A 16,693-nucleotide genomic window follows, 5' to 3' on the forward strand; every position below is an offset into this window, starting at 1 on the left:
TTTTGAGTGCGCCACTTGTTGGCGAACTAAGGTGGTACCGCGGAAGATCACGGCTTCTTTCGTCCTTAGCGTATAGGACGAGAGAAGCCGTTTTTGTGTTCATTAAGATATAGAGGAGGCGCCACACATGGCCCATGAGACAAATGAAATCACCATGCCGACGAAGTATGACCCAAGTGCGACGGAGTCAAAATGGTACGACTACTGGTTAGAAAACGATGTATTTAAAGCAGACGAGGACGATTCGAAACAACCGTACACAATCGTCATCCCGCCACCGAACGTTACGGGGAAACTTCACCTCGGTCACGCTTGGGACACGACGCTCCAAGACTTGTTGACACGCCTCAAGCGCATGCAAGGTTATGACGTGCTCTGGCTCCCAGGGATGGACCATGCCGGCATTGCGACACAAGCGAAAGTTGAACAAAAGCTCCGTGAAGAAGGCGTCATGCGTTACGACCTCGGACGTGAGAAATTCCTCGAGAAGACGTGGGAATGGAAAGACGAGTACGCGAAGACGATTCGCGACCAATGGTCTAAACTCGGTCTTGGCCTCGACTATTCACGTGAACGCTTCACACTCGACGAAGGGCTCTCAAAAGCCGTTCAAGAAGTATTCGTTCGCTTGTATGAAAAAGGTTTGATCTACCGTGGCGAATATATCGTCAACTGGGACCCGGCTCAAAAGACAGCCGTTTCGGATATCGAGGTTATTTACCAAGAAGTCGAGGGTGCGTTCTATCACATGAAGTATCCACTCGCTGACGGCTCAGGTCACATCGAAATCGCGACGACACGTCCTGAGACGATGCTCGGGGATACGGCGGTTGCCGTCAACCCGAAAGATGAGCGTTACACACACCTCATCGGTAAGACAATCATGCTTCCGGTCATGAACCGTGAGATCCCAATCGTTGCGGACGACTACGTCGACATGGAGTTCGGTACAGGTTGCGTGAAAATCACGCCAGCCCACGACCCGAACGACTTTGAAATCGGTAACCGTCACGAACTTCCACGTATCCTCGTCATGGACGAAGGCGGGAAGATGAATGAGAACGCAGGCATTTACGAAGGGCTTGACCGCTTCGAATGCCGCAAGCAACTCGTCAAAGACTTAGAGGCGGACGGCACACTCGTGAAGATTGAGCCGCACACGCACTCGGTCGGTCACTCAGAGCGTTCAGGCGCAGTCATCGAGCCATACCTTTCGAAACAATGGTTCGTTGACATGGAGCCACTCTCAAAAGCGGCACTCGAAGCACAAGGAAACGACGACACGAAAGTCAACTTCGTCCCAGAACGCTTCGAAGGCACATACCTCCGTTGGATGGAGAACATCCGCGACTGGTGTATCAGCCGTCAACTTTGGTGGGGTCACCGCATCCCAGCTTGGTATCATAACGAGACGGGTGAAGTGTATGTAGGAAAAGAAGCACCAGCGGACAGTGAGAACTGGACACAAGACGAAGACGTCCTCGACACATGGTTCTCGTCAGCGCTTTGGCCGTTCTCAACGATGGGCTGGCCGGATACGGACGCATCGGACTTCAACCGTTACTTCCCGACGAGCGCACTCGTTACGGGATACGACATCATCTTCTTCTGGGTATCGCGCATGATCTTCCAATCACTCGAGTTCACAGGGAAACAACCGTTCAACGATGTTCTCATCCATGGTCTCATCCGTGACTCGGAAGGACGCAAGATGTCGAAATCACTCGGTAACGGCGTTGACCCTATGGAAGTCATCGACCAGTACGGAGCGGATTCACTCCGTTGGTTCCTCCTCACAGGTTCGACACCAGGGAACGACCTTCGTTTCTATTGGGAGAAGATCGAGTCGACATGGAACTTCTCGAACAAGATTTGGAACGCGAGCCGTTTCGCTCTCATGAACATGGATGGACTCAAAGTGGAAGAGATCGACCTCACGGGCGAGAAGACGCTTGCTGACAAGTGGATCTTGACACGCTTGAACGATACGATCGACCAAGTGACACGCCTCGTCGACAAGTACGAGTTCGGTGAAGCTGGCCGTTACCTGTACAACTTCATCTGGGAAGAGTTCTGTAACTGGTACATCGAGATGGCGAAACTCACGCTCTATGGTGAGGACGATGCAGCGAAGCACACGACACGTTCGGTCCTCGCGCATACGCTCGATTCAATCATGCGTCTCATGCACCCGTTCATGCCGTTCCTTACAGAAGAAATTTGGCAGCACTTGCCGCACGAAGGCGATTCAATCGTTCGTGCAAGCTACCCGACGCGTCGTGACGACCTTCACTTCGCCGATTCGGTTCCAGCGTTTGAAGCTGTGATGAACGTCATCCGCTCGGTTCGTAACATCCGTGCCGAAGTGAACGCACCGATGTCGAAACCAATCCAGCTCTTCATCTCGACGAGCGACGATGCGACACAAGGTTACTTGAGCGCGAACGAAATGACGATCGGCAAGTTCACGAACGCGACAGAGCTTGAAATCGGACGTGGCCTCACGGCTCCGGATAAGTCGATGTCCGCAATCATGACAGGAGCGGAGCTCTTCATCCCGCTCGCAGATCTCATCAACTTCGAAGAAGAAATCGCGCGTCTTGAAAAAGAAGTGGCGAAGTATGAGAAAGAAGTCGAGCGCGTACAGAAGAAACTCGGAAACCAAGGCTTCATCGCCAAGGCACCGGCTCACGTCATCGACGAAGAAAAAGCAAAAGAAAAAGACTACCTCGACAAGCGTGACGCGGTCCGCGCCCGTTTGGAAGAGTTGCGTAAGTAAGACCATGGCCTTCTTTGGAGATTAATTCTCTGAAGAAGGTTTTTTTGTGTTTTGGTAGAATTTGGAGAGATAGATGTAGAAAAGGGGATACAAGATGAAACGAATCGGGTTATTAGGTGTTCTATTATTATGTTTGACCGGGTGTTCGACCCCGGAAAAGGCGGAGTCGGTCGAAACAGATATAGAGAAAATTGAAACGAGTGAAGGGTCCCAAGCACCCACGAGTGAATGGGTGGGCACGCTCATTGAAGACGTACCAAAAGGGACCGAATCGTTGGCAGATGCGGTAGTTCATCAAATCACGCTTCAATATAAAGATGGATCGGAAGGTCACCTTTCCACAAAGGATGTCATCTATGAGACGACAGTTGGAGACATTGGATTGATTGCGATGGCTCATCCAAACCAAACGCCTTCTTTCGGCGTCTATCACTATTCACGGGACGGGGAATGGGTCATGCATGGGATGAAGCATTTTGGAATCACTGATGCTTCCGAAAAAAGAAGCCACGGTTTGGTGCTTCCTCAAGATTTGATGTATACGATTGATAGTGAAATCGATGACGTAGAACGACCGGTAAAACTGTGGTCGTTCTATGATGAGTCGCAACTGGTCACCATTTTGATGACTGATGCATTCAGTGTAGGCGACGGTGAGCGAATCAATCGTCAGGCGGATGGAGTGGAGTATGATCGATTGAATCAGCCGAGCGGCAATGGAATCTACTTCATCAGTCAAGACAAACTAATTCTCGTGACGGGAAACATCTTGGAAGAAGAACTGTTGACACTAGCTGATTCTTTACCGGAACCTTCATCTGTGTCGTTTCCTTTTGATGATGCAGAATAAAGATTCTTCATGTACAAAAGAGATTTTGGATCGATGCTTTGGAGAAAGTAAACATTATGAATCATTGTAGAGGGGATATGAAATGAAACGAATCGGGGTAATCTGTGTTCTTGTGTTGGGACTAGCGGGGTGTATGGCACCAAAAGAGACGAAGTCTGTGGAGACGGTTGAGGTGAAAAAAGTAGAGCAAGTGGAAGGAATCGATGAATCACAATTTCCCGACGCAGAAGTGACAGGGACGATGATTGCCGAAGTACCACCAGGGACAGAAAAGGTCTCTGACGCGGTCGTGGCACAAATCACCCTTCAATATGAAGATGGCTCAACAAAACAGTTGTCGAAGGATCACATTTTAACGGAGACGATGGTCGGAGGAATCGGTTTAGTTGCGATGACCGTCCCTGACCGTGCGAACCCGTTTGGCGTATTCATTCATGATGAAAAGAAGGGATGGGCGCATCGCGGGATGCAACGCTTCGGGGTACCCGATACGTCCAGTGCGTCTACTCAGGGATTAAATCTTCCAGTCAAAGAGATGGAAGTCATCAGCTCTGACTATTCAGTTAACGATTGGCCGGTGAAGCTTTGGACGTTATACGATGAGACACACCTCATCAGTATCATTGAGACGGACGATTTCACTGAAATCGAAGGGGAGATGTCGGATCAGCCAAAACCATACCTACTGGAGCAAGCATACGGGAACGGCTTATATTACTTATCTCAAGGTAAGCTGATCATCGTAACGGGAAATATCTCGGAAGAGGAGTTGTTGAAGCTAGCTGATTCTCTACCGGAACCTTCATCAGGATCGTTTCCTTTTCAGGATTCAGAATAATATCAAGGCCCGAGCGTCAAGAGCGACGTTCGGGTCTTGTTTGTACGAGCCACCAGACGATGACTCCAATCCCCAATAGCATCGGGAGTTGAGTATACAGTGGGGTGGTGAAACCGATTCGAAACAGGTGGACGATATACGTGGAATATAGAGTCGCACCAATAACCAAGAGAGCGATATAGATGCGTTTCATGCCTCTTCCTCTTCACTCCAAAACGGCACACGGCCTGTTGTGATGTAGTATGAAGACGTGAAAAGAAGACCGATTGCCACACCGGTCAACTGTGGCTGAATCGGTTGACCGACTAAAGTTAAATATAGACTATACACTACATATGATGCTGAAGTGGTGATGAGGATCAATGGAATCAGTTTTTTCATTTTGTGTCACTCCATTCCGACTCATTCAGATGTTTCATGTACTGGACGAACGACACGCTCAAGAAAAAGACGGGCATCGCCCAAACGATATTGCTTAAGTATGGGGCTTGCCAAAGTTCGAGTGCGAGTAAACAGGCAAATCCTAGTGACACGAGTGAGGTGAGTAAGCGCATTTATAGGTACCTCCATTTTGTAATACCTTATCTTACGTTGGAAGATTAGAAAATGATTCAAAAAAAACCATCTCGCGAATGCGAAATGGTTCATGTGCCACAAAACGTCTGGTATGGATACGTCCGCGGTGGACCTGCCGATACGTACTCAGACGGTTGGTCGTAGTTATAAGGATCACGCAAAATCGTGAGTAGCGCCTCGGTCGGGCCGAAGTCGCCTCGTTCTGCTGCTTGAATCGCTTTTTCGACATGATGATTACGTGGAATGATGGCCGGGTTGTATTGGCGCATGATTCGACTTACGTCCTCGTCTGGTAGACCTTGTTCGCTTAGGCGTTTTTGCCAAGCGTCAAGCCATGCCTTCCCATCTTCCCGAGTTGCGAATGAAAGCGAATCGATTTCACCGAGCGTCAACGAGCGGAACGTATTCGTATAATCTGCCTCTGTCTCCATCATCAAGCGGAGCAGTTCATCGGTTAGTGCATCGTCACCGTCTTTTCGGACGTATATGCCGATCTTGTGCGCGAGTCCGGTAAAGTAGGCTTCTTTATATAGCTCCGTATAGCGGGTGAGCTGTTTGTTTGCCACATCGACTGCTTCTTCTTTCGTCTCACCAAGGAGCGGCAGCAATGTCTCTGCGAGTCGGGCAAGGTTCCAAGACCCGATGTACGGTTGATTTTCGTAGGCATAGCGTCCTTCCCGGTCGATCGAACTGAAGACCGTCTCCGGATGATACGTATCCATAAATGCGCACGGTCCGTAATCGAGACCTTCTCCACTGATGAACATATTGTCCGTATTCATCACCCCGTGAATGAACCCGACGAGTTGCCAGTTAGCGATGAGTCTCGCCTGTCTTTCGACGACGCGTCCGAGAAACTGTTCGTAGCGATCGGGTGCATCAATCAAGTCAGGGTCGTGACGTTTGATTGCAAACTCCGCGAGCGCGATGACGTCATCGATGGAGCCGGCACCTGCCGCGAATTGGAACGTCCCGACACGCAAGTGACTCGAGGCGACCCGGGTCAGGACGGCTCCATGCTTAGGACCTTGACGCATGATGGCTTCCCCTGTCTGAACGACGGCGAGTGCCCGGTTCGTCGGGATACCGAGTGCGTGCATCGCCTCGCTGATGATAAATTCCCTTACCATCGGCCCGAGTGCGGCTCGTCCGTCGCCACCTCTTGAGTATTCGGTCGGCCCAGAGCCTTTGAGTTGCACATCGACACGTTTCCCGTCTTGAGTCACGTGCTCCCCAAGCATAAGGGCCCTTCCGTCCCCGAGCATCGTCAAGTTGCCGAATTGATGTCCGGCGTAGGCTTGCGAGAACGACGTCTCGGTTTGACGATTGCCGGCAAGTAAATCGATGTCTTGTTTGAGTGTTTGTGCATCAAGCCCGAGTGAAGCGGCTAATGTGTCGTTAAACAAGACGAGTGTCGGATTGTCGACCGGATGGATGGGTCCACGGTCGTAAAAAATGTCACGCAGTTCGAGGTACGTCGCCTCGAAGTTCCAGTCAGTTGTCATGGCGCATGCCTCCTTCTTCGCTTCGAGTATAGCACAGACTGTTTTCCATAACGCCTGTCGTGAATTTTGATAAGATGAAACAGAAGTGTAAACAGTAGGAGTGTGGAAGATGAAGACGAGACAAGATGTATTCGATTGGTTGAGTGGACAGCTTCGCTTCGGGATCAAACCAGGTCTTGAGCGGATGAACTGGATGATTGAGCAGTTAGGATTAGAAGAACGTCCATCCATTCATGTGGCAGGGACAAACGGAAAAGGGTCGACCGTTGCATTTTTACGGGCGATGGCGATGGAGAATGGATTATCCGTCGGAACGTTCACGTCTCCATATATCATTCAGTTCGAGGAACGGATTATGTTGAACGGGGAACCGATTCAAGAAGACGCGCTCGTCGATGTGGCGAATCGAGTCAAAGCGTGTGCGGACAAAGCACCGGAGACGTTGACGGAGTTTGAACTCTTGACGATGATGGCATGGTGCTATTTTGATGATACACGTCCTGATGTGATCATGTGGGAAGTCGGTCTCGGGGGACGACTGGACTCGACGAACGTATTGACACATCCCCTTGCGACCATCGTGACATCGATTGGTCATGACCACCAAGGAATTCTCGGCGATACGCTTGAAGAGATTGCGATGGAGAAGTACGGCATCATGAAGCGTGACGTGCCGATGTTCCATAGTGTCGGTGAGGAAAAGTTGATTGAACTGTTGCTTCAAAAAGGAGAAGACGTAGGCGCTTCGATTCATGATGTACGAACACTTGTGACAGAAATCGAGGACGGGGCTGAGACGATTGTGACGTATGAAGGTATGACACCTGTCGTGCTCGGATTGACGGGCCATCATCAAGCCTATAACGGAGCATGTGCCGTAGCGGTAGCGCGTCATCTCGGCTGGGAAGAAGATGCGATTCGTTCTGGTCTTGAGAGGGCACAACATCCAGGTCGCTATGAACTCGTCTCCAAACGACCACGGGTGATTTTGGACGGGGCGCATAACCAGGAAGGCATCGAGGCGTTGGTTGTGCAAGCTAAACAAGAGACAGATGTGACCGTGCTGACGGCGATTTTAGCAGACAAGGACCGAGACACGATGATTCACGCGCTTCAAGAGATTGGCGACGTGTATGAGACGACGTTTGATTTTCCACGTGCGAGAACGAAAGAGCAGCTTATAAAAGATGGAGCACGCTTCGTTGAATGGAAAGAATGGCTCACCGATTGGATGGAAGCGCCGACGAGTAAGACGTTGATTGTGACCGGGTCTCTGTATTTCATTAGCGAAGTAAGAACTCATTTCCAAAGTTTGAAAAAATAAGGTTGTGTTCAGACGAGGGAAAGAGTATGAATGAATATGAGAACGTATGTCAAAAATCATTCGAAACTTCCAAGGAGGAAACGCAGCATGGTCAGTCAACGTAGATTGAAACGACCCGTGACGGCATTCGTCGCCATCGTCTTTATCACATCACTCCTCATCACAACTTTATTTGAGATGTATTCAACCGTATCAGCGAATACGCCGGTCAAACCAGTGATTTTGGAAGTGACGGATTTGATAAAAGCCAATGAGAATACAACTTCAGTAACTAGTTCAAATCCTTCACAATTAAATTTAGGAACGAACTACACAGTTCATACGATGACAGTCAAACAGTTAAATGCATCACGTGAAGAATTGCTAGGAAAGTATGATGCAGTCGTGTTTGCCCCATCTCGAGTTACTAACCTAAATAGTGCAAAAAAATATTCACCAGAAAAAGTAGTATATGACTTTACGTTAGAAAAGGGAACAGATAAGAACAAAGATGACGTAACTCCAATCACAAACTTTACTTCGAAAGCTCATGACACGAGCTTGTTTGAAAATGATATTACATTATTGAAGCAATCAGAATTAAATCAATTGATGGAAAATGGGGTACCTGTATTTTTCCATACAGATGTATTCACCACTGTTGGTGAAAAAGCGCAAGGTGTGAAACGAAATTTTGATTTGTTTGCATCGGAACAACAAATGATTTTCAGTAATGTCTCAGAAGGAAAATCAAAAATCAATCAGACGTTTTCTCAATTAAACATAAATCGAATTACAACAGTAAAAGTTCTTCAAAATCAAAAAGTGTTGTCCTCCAATGTAAGTGCGAATAAAGTGGTGAGTGAAAATTTTGCTACTTCTGAAAAGCCGATTACATTTGAATATGAACTTGCTCACAATCCGTCTTCTGATGCTTATGTCGAGTTTTATATTGATTTTGACAGTAACGATCGCTTTACAAGCCAAGAATTGATTGAACGAAAACAAGCAGATATCAGTGGTCAATTTACTTATTCAATTGATGTACCAAGTTATACGAGTCCCCGTTATTGGAAAATTGTTGTACATGATCCTGTAAATCGGTCTATTTCCTATCAAACGGGACGATTTTTATTAAAAGATGTTCAGGCAAAAGCTAACGTATTACAAGTTGTTAGTCAAACAGACGGTAATGGAACTAAGGTGGGCAGTTTAACCGATGCTTTTAAGGAATCAAATATGTTAAAAGCGGAAGGATTATATGATTTCAAAGTCGATGTAATTGATTTTAAACAATTTAACGAAAATACTTGTAAAAAAACAGATTCTGAATATCGTGACTGGCTCTTCAAGTACGATTTAATTATTTTTGGATTTAAAGACAGTTATATCTCAGGACTTGACGTCACTTGTTCTGAACCTGCCCTTTCAACATTTATGAATGAAGGTCGAGGAGTCATGTTCACCCATGATATGTTATATCGCATCGAGAAAAATAGAAAATTCTCGAATGATCCGAAGGACCGCGCGTCATGGGAAACCTTTTATGCGGATCGGTTTGCGGTAAATCAATTCACAAATATGGGAATTTATGCTCAAAATAGGACGACTAAAGTTCAACAAGTGTCCAAAGGATTGTTTACGGAATATCCATATAAACTAGCTGAAAAGCCAAGTTCTTCAGATGAAAAAATGATCGAAGTAACTCATAATCAGTACTTTGGACTTGATTTAGAAAATCCGTCTTTAACACCTTGGTATAACTTAATTGGAAATCGAACAATCGGTGATAGTGCTCACCACTATTATATGTACACGGTAGACAACCTCACTTATTCTGGTGCCGGGCATACGAATACATTTACCACAAGAATCGAAAAAGAAATTTTTGTGAATACGATGTTTCGAGCATTCATTGGCTCGAACCACGCTCCTAAAATCGAACTCCAGCAACCCGTACTTGATACTAATCGAAAAAGTAGCGTCTATGATATTGAGCCACTCTATTTATCCTGGAAATCAATTGATTACGATTTTGCTGATCAATTTTTAGATACACGTGTATTGGTGAACGGTAAACAAGTTTTTCCTTCAGTAGAAGGTGAGTTCGCAAGTGTACGTAATAATGAAGTTCAAGGCTTTTTCTACAATCATCAAGCTTCTCCAGGTGAAACGTTAAAAATTGAAATCGAAACGAAAGAACAACGCGAAAAAGGTGCGATTACTTCGAAGGAAAAATTTAATGTTGATGTCTTAGCGTCTGATGAAGCGGCACTTGTTTCTCGGACTATCGAGCCACTTACATCTGCAGTAGGGGATGGCGTGACATTGAAGTATGATGTGAACTATTTAGTTCCAATCATTCAGAAACCAAGTGGCAATGCTTATAAAGACTTCTCGTGGACAATCAATGTTAAAGAAACGATTCCAAGTGGTTATTCCATCGAGGGTAACTTACCGGCTGGATGGGAACGTGGTAAAAATAGCAACGAATTGATTGGAACACTGCAAGCGACTTGTATAATTCAAAATGGTGATAAGTCGTGTAAAGCATCATCTCAATCATATGAAGTGAAATTGAAAGCAAATAAGATTGGAGATTATACTTTTAATACTGGAAAGTATGATTATCTTTTTGAAGCTGACCACAATTCAAAAGGTTCCGATAAACATAACGTAACAAAAGAAGGAAAAAGGGATTTAACATCGATCAATACAAGAGTTATCGAAAAAGAAATCGAACAATTACGTTTAGAAGGTCCTATCAATTTGACTATCGGTGAGTCGCGTCAATTGACTCCAGTCTTGACTCCGGAAACAACTCGAAAACTTGATTTGAAGTGGCACATTGGCTCGCAAGTAGCTGAACTCACACCAAGTTATGTCAACAATAGTGCGACGTTAAAAGGGTTAAAACCCGGAAAAACAAAAGTATACGTCGAATACACTTCTTTGACTGGTAAAACGATTCGATCGAATGAGGTAGATGTCGTCGTTGATGATCCACCAAGACAGTTGAATGCAAATTCTTTAGACTTACTTGTGGGTGAAGACGGAACGATTGTGCCTACAATTATGACTACAAATGAGCTTTATCGAAATTTCGAGTTCGAAGTTGTTTCGGGTGATCGTGTAATAACTGTAGAGAATAAGACGAATCGTGAACTGAAAGTGAAAGGGAACAGTCCTGGAACTGCACGAATCAAAATTTCGCTTTCTAACCAACCTGATTATGTTAAAGTCGCCCCAATTTACGTGAATATTGACGTGACATTGCCACAACTTTCGATCTCACCATCTGAACTGACACTATGGGTTTACAAAGATTCGAGTGGTAAGATGAATCGCGAATCAAATGCTGTCACGATTAATCAAACAGGAACGACTAAATTGCCAATCACCTGGACAATTCCAACAAATGCTACTGAAATTCTGTTACAAAACCCAACTCTTAACGGTGCTACAGTTCAAGCGGTTCACGGAACAGGCGTGGAGAATCGAACAATTCCAGTCACTGGAGCTTTTACGAGTTTTGATGCTCAACGTGTACTCACCAATGTCAATGTACGTGAATATCCGCAAGATTTATTAGTTTCGAATGTAGAACTTTATCTTGAAAACTCTCCTTATACGTACGTCCCAATCTTTTTACCAAGTACTGCAAACGTTCGTGGTTACGGGATGCAAGTAGCAGAAGGGAAAGATGTTGTCGAAGTAATTGACCAAACGAAACTTCGCTTGAAAAAGCCTGGGATTGCGAGGGTCAGAATTGCAACGGAAGATGTGAGTCGATTCTTCTCTGGGCAAGATGGACCTCAAATCATCTATCGTGAATTTTACGTACGAGTACGTGAAGGGAATGACCCGAATCCTGAATTGCCGAATGAGACGGGAGATTATTATTGATGAAACGAGTGTTTATCATTTTTATTCTTGTTTTGATCGTCATTGGAGTAGTGGGAGGGAGTTATGCTCACTATCAGCAACTGAAAGTAGAAGAGGCACTTGAAGCTGCCGATTCTAAACAGCTTTCTACAATTCTGAATCGACCATTTATTCAAATGGAAAACAGTTGGATGGATACCGCGGTAAATCAGTATGATGTTACATCAGCGCTCATTCTTTTCGAACATGATGTACCAATTTCTGATGAGCAATGGATGTACTTAGCGGATTTGATGACATTCAAGGAGTTTGAACAAATGGTTGTAGCTGGTGCTCCACTCGAAATAGCAACTTCTTCACAAACATTAGTAGAAGGATTGTATAGTTTAAACGATGAACCTGAAAAATGGCGATTCGCTCATGAGGCAATCAATCCTTCATTTTTCAATGAACATCCTACCATTTTGTTCCGCGCTGTTTACGATGGAAACACAGAAGCTTTTTTAGATGTACTGGAGCGAATGGATCATCATGCTGTCCCATATGATGCCCTTGTTCCGCTTATTCAAGAATCGGGGCAAACTGAAATGTTAGAAGCAATCACAAACAAAATGAATGTTTAAATGATGGCAGAAACAAGGACGATCCAATATTGGACCGTCCTTGTTTTGATATTAACGAATTTGAACAGGATGACTAACAAAGAACTGGAGCTGATTCGTGACCGGTAACGTGTCGAGTTGATTGAACACGGAATCGTTATAGGTCAGTTTTAATCTCGAATCGGCAGCACCCTGAGCAGGGGAGTAATTCGCATTGTCAAAATATTCTTTTGGACTTAAACCTTCTGCAACTGCAAATTTCCCACGAAATACGTTCACTTCTAGCGGTCCTTTGCTGTAAAGACCTCCATTGATTTCAAGGATGGAACCGACCGCATAGACCTTTGTCACTTCTTCAGAGTCGCTATACATAAACGCCTGAAGTGTCGTCGGCGTGTTATCAAATTCGTTGATCCGATTCAATAAAATCTTCCCCTTCGATAAGAGGATGAGTGAGTTTCCTTTCTCTTCATCAATCGGAAGAATGTTGGCACGGTCGATGAACGTATCGCCGAGTGTGTACACGGTCGAGTTAAACGATACGTTTCCTCGAATCGTTAAGTTCCCTCGTACAATTAACGGTCGCGCAATCGTCAGTTCATCAATCGATTCAATCACGACGTCCCCATCAAAAAGAAGAGGCGCATTTGATTCCGTGATGGATTCGGTGACGTACATGGGGCGATCGAGGATGAGATCAGGTCGTTTTAATATGGTCGATTCCGATAAACGATTGTATGCGTCTGCATTCAAGTATGGCGTCGGACGATCGAGAATAGATGCCCCATCCTCTGATAAAACCCTTTCGAGTTCAAATACGTCATCTGTCGAAGCAATCAACCCATCTTTAAAAATCTCAGATTCTATATTACTCGTATACGCGAGCTTCGAATCGAGACTTCGGTTCAAAAACTCGATAATCGAATAGTCATATTGGAACGGTGAGAAACTACTCGGAGAAACGCCCACATCGGCCTTCTCGCCAGCTTCTTCGTCTCCGGCAGTGAAATAGTTTTCCTGTTGGCAACTTGTACAACTTCCTTGATCGGATAAATCGATTCGACCATCTAAATGGAACCGACTGGAGTTCAAATTTTCAATCGTAAGTCGCTCGGAACCAAGTTGATAATTGGCATCTCGATTAAACGTTAGCGGTCCGTTCGAATACATATTTCCTTTGACTGTCGGCATACCATTCACGTTTAATTGTTCGTCAGACCCGAGGACGTAATACAGGAAGGACGGGAGTGCCGTCAAATACAGGTCTTGTGTATATTCGACCGAAAGCTCAGGCTGTTCTGGATTTACTTGTCGAGACGCCGTGACGTTCACTTGCAGGATGGTAGTGAACGGTGCCGTCTGTACCTCGGTATCCGTCGCATCTCGCTTCAGTTCAATCGAGTAACGGACCTCGCTATCTGTCGTCAACGCCGTGAATGGTTCATCGTTGACGATGAGTGACTGTACTTTGCTATTAAAAGCGACTTCCGATTCCATATGATCCGGGAGCTCCATGTCGCCATGAAGCGGGAATTGGGTCCGAACCTCATCGGCAATGAGTCGAAGTGCACTTTTCGCGTCTTCATTCAATTGTGTGTCTTCCGTTCGGATGACTGTCAGTTTATTTGTCGCCAAGTTCACTTGCATGGCAGCAAGCGACAGAACGGCAAGAGCTGCCATCGTTACGAGCACGAGCACGAGGACGTAACCATCTTCACGTTTTCGCATCAACATACCTCCTTTCCTTAAAATGGGATTGAACTTTTGAATGTGGTCACCGAATCCGGATCATTCGTCTGAACCAAGTCCATTTCGATTTCAATCAGACCACCCGTCATATAGGTCGGGCGTCGCGAATCAAAGACAGGTTCCTCTAATTTAATGGTCATCCGTTCCACAATGATTTGTGGATTAGATGGAGTGAATGAATCGGGCGACAGGACCAACTCTGTCGGAACGTACCCCGCCTCCCGATAAATCATTCCAGCATCCGAGATACCAGGTGTGGACAACCGATAAAATTGGAATGTTCCGTCGATTTCAGTCACCGCGTCAAATTCAGTTCGGTTCACGTCAGAGAGAACGGACGCTATCAAATAGTCCGCCTCACTTCGAAGTTCACTCGTTTCATTCGTCATCTGAAAACCGAGCGTTCCCGTGATGAAGGCTGTGATGATCACCCCGCTTAAAATCGAGGCCACGACGACCGTGACGAGCAACTCGACGAGCGTGAAGCCGTCTTCACGCTTTGTTTGATCAGTCAGTTGTCGGTACAGCCGTTTCAGGAAACGGTTCGCGTAATGTCGCATTCGATATGACTCCTTTCAAGGTCACGGGTGTTTGTAACCGATCCGTTGTAACCGAAATTTTGACCTCGATGGTATGTCCCGGTCCTGAAGATAGGGATTCAATCGTCGCGACATACTTATCACCATGGATTCGTGTGTCTTCACAAAAATCGCACGTTCCGCCCTGATTCATCAATTGACTCAATTCAAGCGGTTGCTCGATTGTTGCGGCCCGGCGGTTCAATGTATGTAACGTATTTTGTGCCACTTGGTTGGCAATCGTCTGATTGAGACTGTCATGGGTCGTCTTCAGACTTTGAGTAAAAATGGTAAGTAACGAAAATGAGACAATCGAGAGGACGACGATGGAAACGAGTACTTCGATGAGCGTGAACCCTTTTTCGGAATCTGACAAAACATTGACCTCCTATTCAAAAAAAGTAAAACAATCGGTAAAAAACGTATGGAATAATGAATAAATTGTTATTTTTTATACAATACATATTATACTAAAGTTACACACTAAACGGATACAATGAATAGTAGACATATAAGACATAGGAGGATTTTTACATGAAGCGGTATGGGGTGCATCTTTTCATTTTGATCGGACTCGTCATGCTCGTGACGCTACCGACCATCGGACTCGTCAATTACTTAGATGCGTCCGCCGAGTCAAGTACTACATATACAGAAACAACAGTCGCAGGCGTCGATGTTTCCGGGATGACGAAGGAAGAGGCTGACGTTCGTCTCGATAACGCCATCAAAGATTTCAACACGATGCCGTTTTCGGTCAATCTGATGGACGGGACCGTCATTGAAATCGGAAAAGAAGTCGTGACGTTCGATGTACCGAACACACTCGATGCCATCACAGATGAGGGTGAATACCCACTGTTGACCGCAATCGATGAATCTAAAGTTGAACCGTATCTCGAAGGTCAACCTGTGACGATGCCGATGATTGCCCCGGCATTGATGGAAGCGGCATCGATGCTTGAGTCAACGGTCGCACTAGAACAAGTCGCGGCGGAGAGTGAAGTCGTCGCTTCGTTCACCGTGAGCCCGACTCCGGCGATGCAGTCCACGCTCGATCGAATGAACGGATTCGAGATGGCAGCAGGTGATATCTTTAGTCTCAAATCGTTCGGGGAAGACTTTGAGGCGCTCACGACGCTCGGCTCTTCATTTTATCGCATGTTCGCTGCCACACCTTTCGCCATCCTTGAACGTGTGCCGCATGAGACGCTTCCGTCTGGTGTCGAACTCGGATATGACACGAAAGTAGACACCCGCTCGAACTTTGCGGTCCAAAACCGTGAGAAGTCATCATACGCCATTCTCGTCTTGAATGAAGGGAATGCCGTGACCGTCCAATTACTCGGTCAACCGTTTGATTCGGCTTACGAGGCGCGAGTGGAAGAAGTGACGTCGGTTCCTTATCAAAAAGTCGTCCGTTTTTCTTCATCGCTTCCTTCAGGCAGTTCATCTGTCACACAGTCCGGACAAACGGGCCAGTCAGGCAAGTTGTACCGTGTCAAAGTGACGGAAGAAGGAGAAACGATGGAATTGCTCGGCTTTGATTTTTATGCCCCGACACCAGAAATCGTGACGAAGAGCTCGGTACCACTTCCACCACCTGAACCGGTCGAACCGGTCATTCCAACATTCCCGGATGAAGAGGTGGAAGAAGACCCGACTTTTGACGATGAAGTAGATGACAACTTTGAAGAACTACCCGTATTTGAAGAAGACCCTGCAGATCAGGAGGCAGTCGGATGATTGGTTATATGATTTTACTTGGTTTTTGGGTATTGGCGACATTGACGTTGTTCGCCTTGTCTGTCCCATCAATGAAAAAGCGTGAAACGAAATTACTCATCAGTGTATGGACAGCACTTCTTTCAGCAGGAATTTACTACATGGTGACGGAGTCGTTGACGCAAGCCTGGTGGGCATGGTTCCTACTCGTTGTCATATTGATTGGTGGAGTGACGGCTAGTACTTTCGTCGAAGAGAGGGAAGTCGAGCAAGAGGAGGCTCCTCAAAGGATGGTGAAGTAAC

General features: G+C 46.0%; 15 protein-coding genes and 1 other annotated feature (1 of these 16 only partly in view). Of the genes, 8 read left to right on the top strand and 7 right to left on the bottom strand.

Features of this window, described 5'->3' with window-relative positions; all coding sequences use genetic code 11:
- Nucleotides 1-70: a binding site (T-box leader), on the top strand (it extends 153 nt beyond the left edge of the window).
- A gap of 57 nt (nucleotides 71-127) precedes the next feature.
- From KNP04_RS07950 to KNP04_RS07960, 3 genes are all read left to right on the top strand, one after another.
- Nucleotides 128-2,779: a valine--tRNA ligase gene (locus tag KNP04_RS07950; protein ID WP_214875287.1), complete on the top strand. Its 2,652-nt coding sequence runs from the start codon at nucleotides 128-130 to the stop codon at nucleotides 2,777-2,779.
- Nucleotides 2,780-2,873: 94 nt separating this feature from the next.
- Entirely contained in the window at nucleotides 2,874-3,629 is a 756-nt protein-coding gene (locus KNP04_RS07955; protein ID WP_214875288.1) for a hypothetical protein, read from the top strand.
- A gap of 82 nt (nucleotides 3,630-3,711) precedes the next feature.
- A complete protein-coding gene (locus KNP04_RS07960; RefSeq protein WP_214875289.1) occupies nucleotides 3,712-4,467 on the top strand; it encodes a hypothetical protein in 756 nt (251 codons plus the stop codon).
- Between the two features lie 16 nt (nucleotides 4,468-4,483).
- On the opposite strand, the gene KNP04_RS07965 is transcribed toward KNP04_RS07960, so the two are convergent.
- From KNP04_RS07965 to KNP04_RS07980, 4 genes are all read right to left on the bottom strand, one after another.
- Nucleotides 4,484-4,660 carry a hypothetical protein gene (locus tag KNP04_RS07965; protein ID WP_214760521.1) on the bottom strand — a complete coding sequence of 59 codons (177 nt, stop codon included), beginning with the start codon at nucleotides 4,658-4,660 and terminating at the stop codon, nucleotides 4,484-4,486.
- Nucleotides 4,657-4,848 (bottom strand): hypothetical protein, encoded by a 192-nt coding sequence (locus KNP04_RS07970; RefSeq protein ID WP_214875290.1) that lies wholly within the window; start codon nucleotides 4,846-4,848, stop codon nucleotides 4,657-4,659. Before KNP04_RS07970 ends, KNP04_RS07965 begins: the two co-directional genes overlap by 4 nt.
- Nucleotides 4,845-5,021 (bottom strand): hypothetical protein, encoded by a 177-nt coding sequence (locus tag KNP04_RS07975; protein ID WP_158024788.1) that lies wholly within the window; start codon nucleotides 5,019-5,021, stop codon nucleotides 4,845-4,847. The genes KNP04_RS07970 and KNP04_RS07975 overlap by 4 nt, the downstream gene beginning before the upstream one ends.
- Nucleotides 5,022-5,111: 90 nt before the next feature.
- Entirely contained in the window at nucleotides 5,112-6,548 is a 1,437-nt protein-coding gene (locus tag KNP04_RS07980) for a protein adenylyltransferase SelO (protein ID WP_214875291.1), read from the bottom strand.
- Nucleotides 6,549-6,657: 109 nt separating this feature from the next.
- On the opposite strand from KNP04_RS07980, the gene KNP04_RS07985 reads away from it, so the two are divergent.
- The 3 genes from KNP04_RS07985 (at nucleotide 6,658) to KNP04_RS07995 (ending at nucleotide 12,359) form a co-directional block, all read left to right on the top strand.
- Nucleotides 6,658-7,872: a bifunctional folylpolyglutamate synthase/dihydrofolate synthase gene (locus KNP04_RS07985; RefSeq protein WP_214875292.1), complete on the top strand. Its 1,215-nt coding sequence runs from the start codon at nucleotides 6,658-6,660 to the stop codon at nucleotides 7,870-7,872.
- A gap of 87 nt (nucleotides 7,873-7,959) precedes the next feature.
- Nucleotides 7,960-11,757, top strand: coding sequence for a DUF5057 domain-containing protein (locus KNP04_RS07990; protein WP_214875293.1), 3,798 nt, complete (start codon nucleotides 7,960-7,962; stop codon nucleotides 11,755-11,757).
- The gene (locus KNP04_RS07995) at nucleotides 11,757-12,359 is read left to right on the top strand and encodes a hypothetical protein (RefSeq protein WP_214875294.1); all 603 of its coding nucleotides are present in this window, start codon (nucleotides 11,757-11,759) and stop codon (nucleotides 12,357-12,359) included. The genes KNP04_RS07990 and KNP04_RS07995 overlap by 1 nt, the downstream gene beginning before the upstream one ends.
- 51 nt (nucleotides 12,360-12,410) lie before the next feature.
- On the opposite strand, the gene KNP04_RS08000 is transcribed toward KNP04_RS07995, so the two are convergent.
- The 3 genes from KNP04_RS08000 to KNP04_RS08010 are packed head-to-tail and all read right to left on the bottom strand — an operon-like array spanning nucleotide 12,411 to nucleotide 15,041.
- Nucleotides 12,411-14,066 (bottom strand): hypothetical protein, encoded by a 1,656-nt coding sequence (locus KNP04_RS08000; RefSeq protein ID WP_214875295.1) that lies wholly within the window; start codon nucleotides 14,064-14,066, stop codon nucleotides 12,411-12,413.
- 17 nt (nucleotides 14,067-14,083) lie between these two features.
- A complete protein-coding gene (locus KNP04_RS08005) occupies nucleotides 14,084-14,647 on the bottom strand; it encodes a prepilin-type N-terminal cleavage/methylation domain-containing protein (protein WP_214875296.1) in 564 nt (187 codons plus the stop codon).
- Nucleotides 14,595-15,041, bottom strand: coding sequence for a type IV pilus modification PilV family protein (locus KNP04_RS08010; protein ID WP_214875297.1), 447 nt, complete (start codon nucleotides 15,039-15,041; stop codon nucleotides 14,595-14,597). Before KNP04_RS08010 ends, KNP04_RS08005 begins: the two co-directional genes overlap by 53 nt.
- 158 nt (nucleotides 15,042-15,199) lie before the next feature.
- Between KNP04_RS08010 and KNP04_RS08015 the strand changes: the two genes are divergently transcribed.
- A complete protein-coding gene (locus KNP04_RS08015; RefSeq protein WP_214875298.1) occupies nucleotides 15,200-16,411 on the top strand; it encodes a G5 domain-containing protein in 1,212 nt (403 codons plus the stop codon).
- Nucleotides 16,408-16,692, top strand: coding sequence for a hypothetical protein (locus tag KNP04_RS08020; protein WP_074032840.1), 285 nt, complete (start codon nucleotides 16,408-16,410; stop codon nucleotides 16,690-16,692). Before KNP04_RS08015 ends, KNP04_RS08020 begins: the two co-directional genes overlap by 4 nt.
- Nucleotide 16,693 lies beyond the last annotated feature (1 nt).

Source organism: Exiguobacterium sp. CH10 (assembly GCF_018617635.1).
Taxonomy (GTDB): domain Bacteria; phylum Bacillota; class Bacilli; order Exiguobacteriales; family Exiguobacteriaceae; genus Exiguobacterium; species Exiguobacterium aestuarii_A.

What these genes read in the sequence shown, in the direction of transcription:
- KNP04_RS07950 (WP_214875287.1), top strand. Translation starts at nt 128, where the DNA reads ATGGCCCATGAGACAAATGAAATCACCATGCCGACGAAGTATGACCCA.
- KNP04_RS07955 (WP_214875288.1), top strand. Translation starts at nt 2,874, where the DNA reads ATGAAACGAATCGGGTTATTAGGTGTTCTATTATTATGTTTGACCGGG.
- KNP04_RS07960 (WP_214875289.1), top strand. Translation starts at nt 3,712, where the DNA reads ATGAAACGAATCGGGGTAATCTGTGTTCTTGTGTTGGGACTAGCGGGG.
- KNP04_RS07965 (WP_214760521.1), bottom strand. Translation starts at nt 4,660, where the DNA reads ATGAAACGCATCTATATCGCTCTCTTGGTTATTGGTGCGACTCTATAT.
- KNP04_RS07970 (WP_214875290.1), bottom strand. Translation starts at nt 4,848, where the DNA reads ATGAAAAAACTGATTCCATTGATCCTCATCACCACTTCAGCATCATAT.
- KNP04_RS07975 (WP_158024788.1), bottom strand. Translation starts at nt 5,021, where the DNA reads ATGCGCTTACTCACCTCACTCGTGTCACTAGGATTTGCCTGTTTACTC.
- KNP04_RS07980 (WP_214875291.1), bottom strand. Translation starts at nt 6,548, where the DNA reads ATGACAACTGACTGGAACTTCGAGGCGACGTACCTCGAACTGCGTGAC.
- KNP04_RS07985 (WP_214875292.1), top strand. Translation starts at nt 6,658, where the DNA reads ATGAAGACGAGACAAGATGTATTCGATTGGTTGAGTGGACAGCTTCGC.
- KNP04_RS07990 (WP_214875293.1), top strand. Translation starts at nt 7,960, where the DNA reads ATGGTCAGTCAACGTAGATTGAAACGACCCGTGACGGCATTCGTCGCC.
- KNP04_RS07995 (WP_214875294.1), top strand. Translation starts at nt 11,757, where the DNA reads ATGAAACGAGTGTTTATCATTTTTATTCTTGTTTTGATCGTCATTGGA.
- KNP04_RS08000 (WP_214875295.1), bottom strand. Translation starts at nt 14,066, where the DNA reads ATGCGAAAACGTGAAGATGGTTACGTCCTCGTGCTCGTGCTCGTAACG.
- KNP04_RS08005 (WP_214875296.1), bottom strand. Translation starts at nt 14,647, where the DNA reads ATGCGACATTACGCGAACCGTTTCCTGAAACGGCTGTACCGACAACTG.
- KNP04_RS08015 (WP_214875298.1), top strand. Translation starts at nt 15,200, where the DNA reads ATGAAGCGGTATGGGGTGCATCTTTTCATTTTGATCGGACTCGTCATG.
- KNP04_RS08020 (WP_074032840.1), top strand. Translation starts at nt 16,408, where the DNA reads ATGATTGGTTATATGATTTTACTTGGTTTTTGGGTATTGGCGACATTG.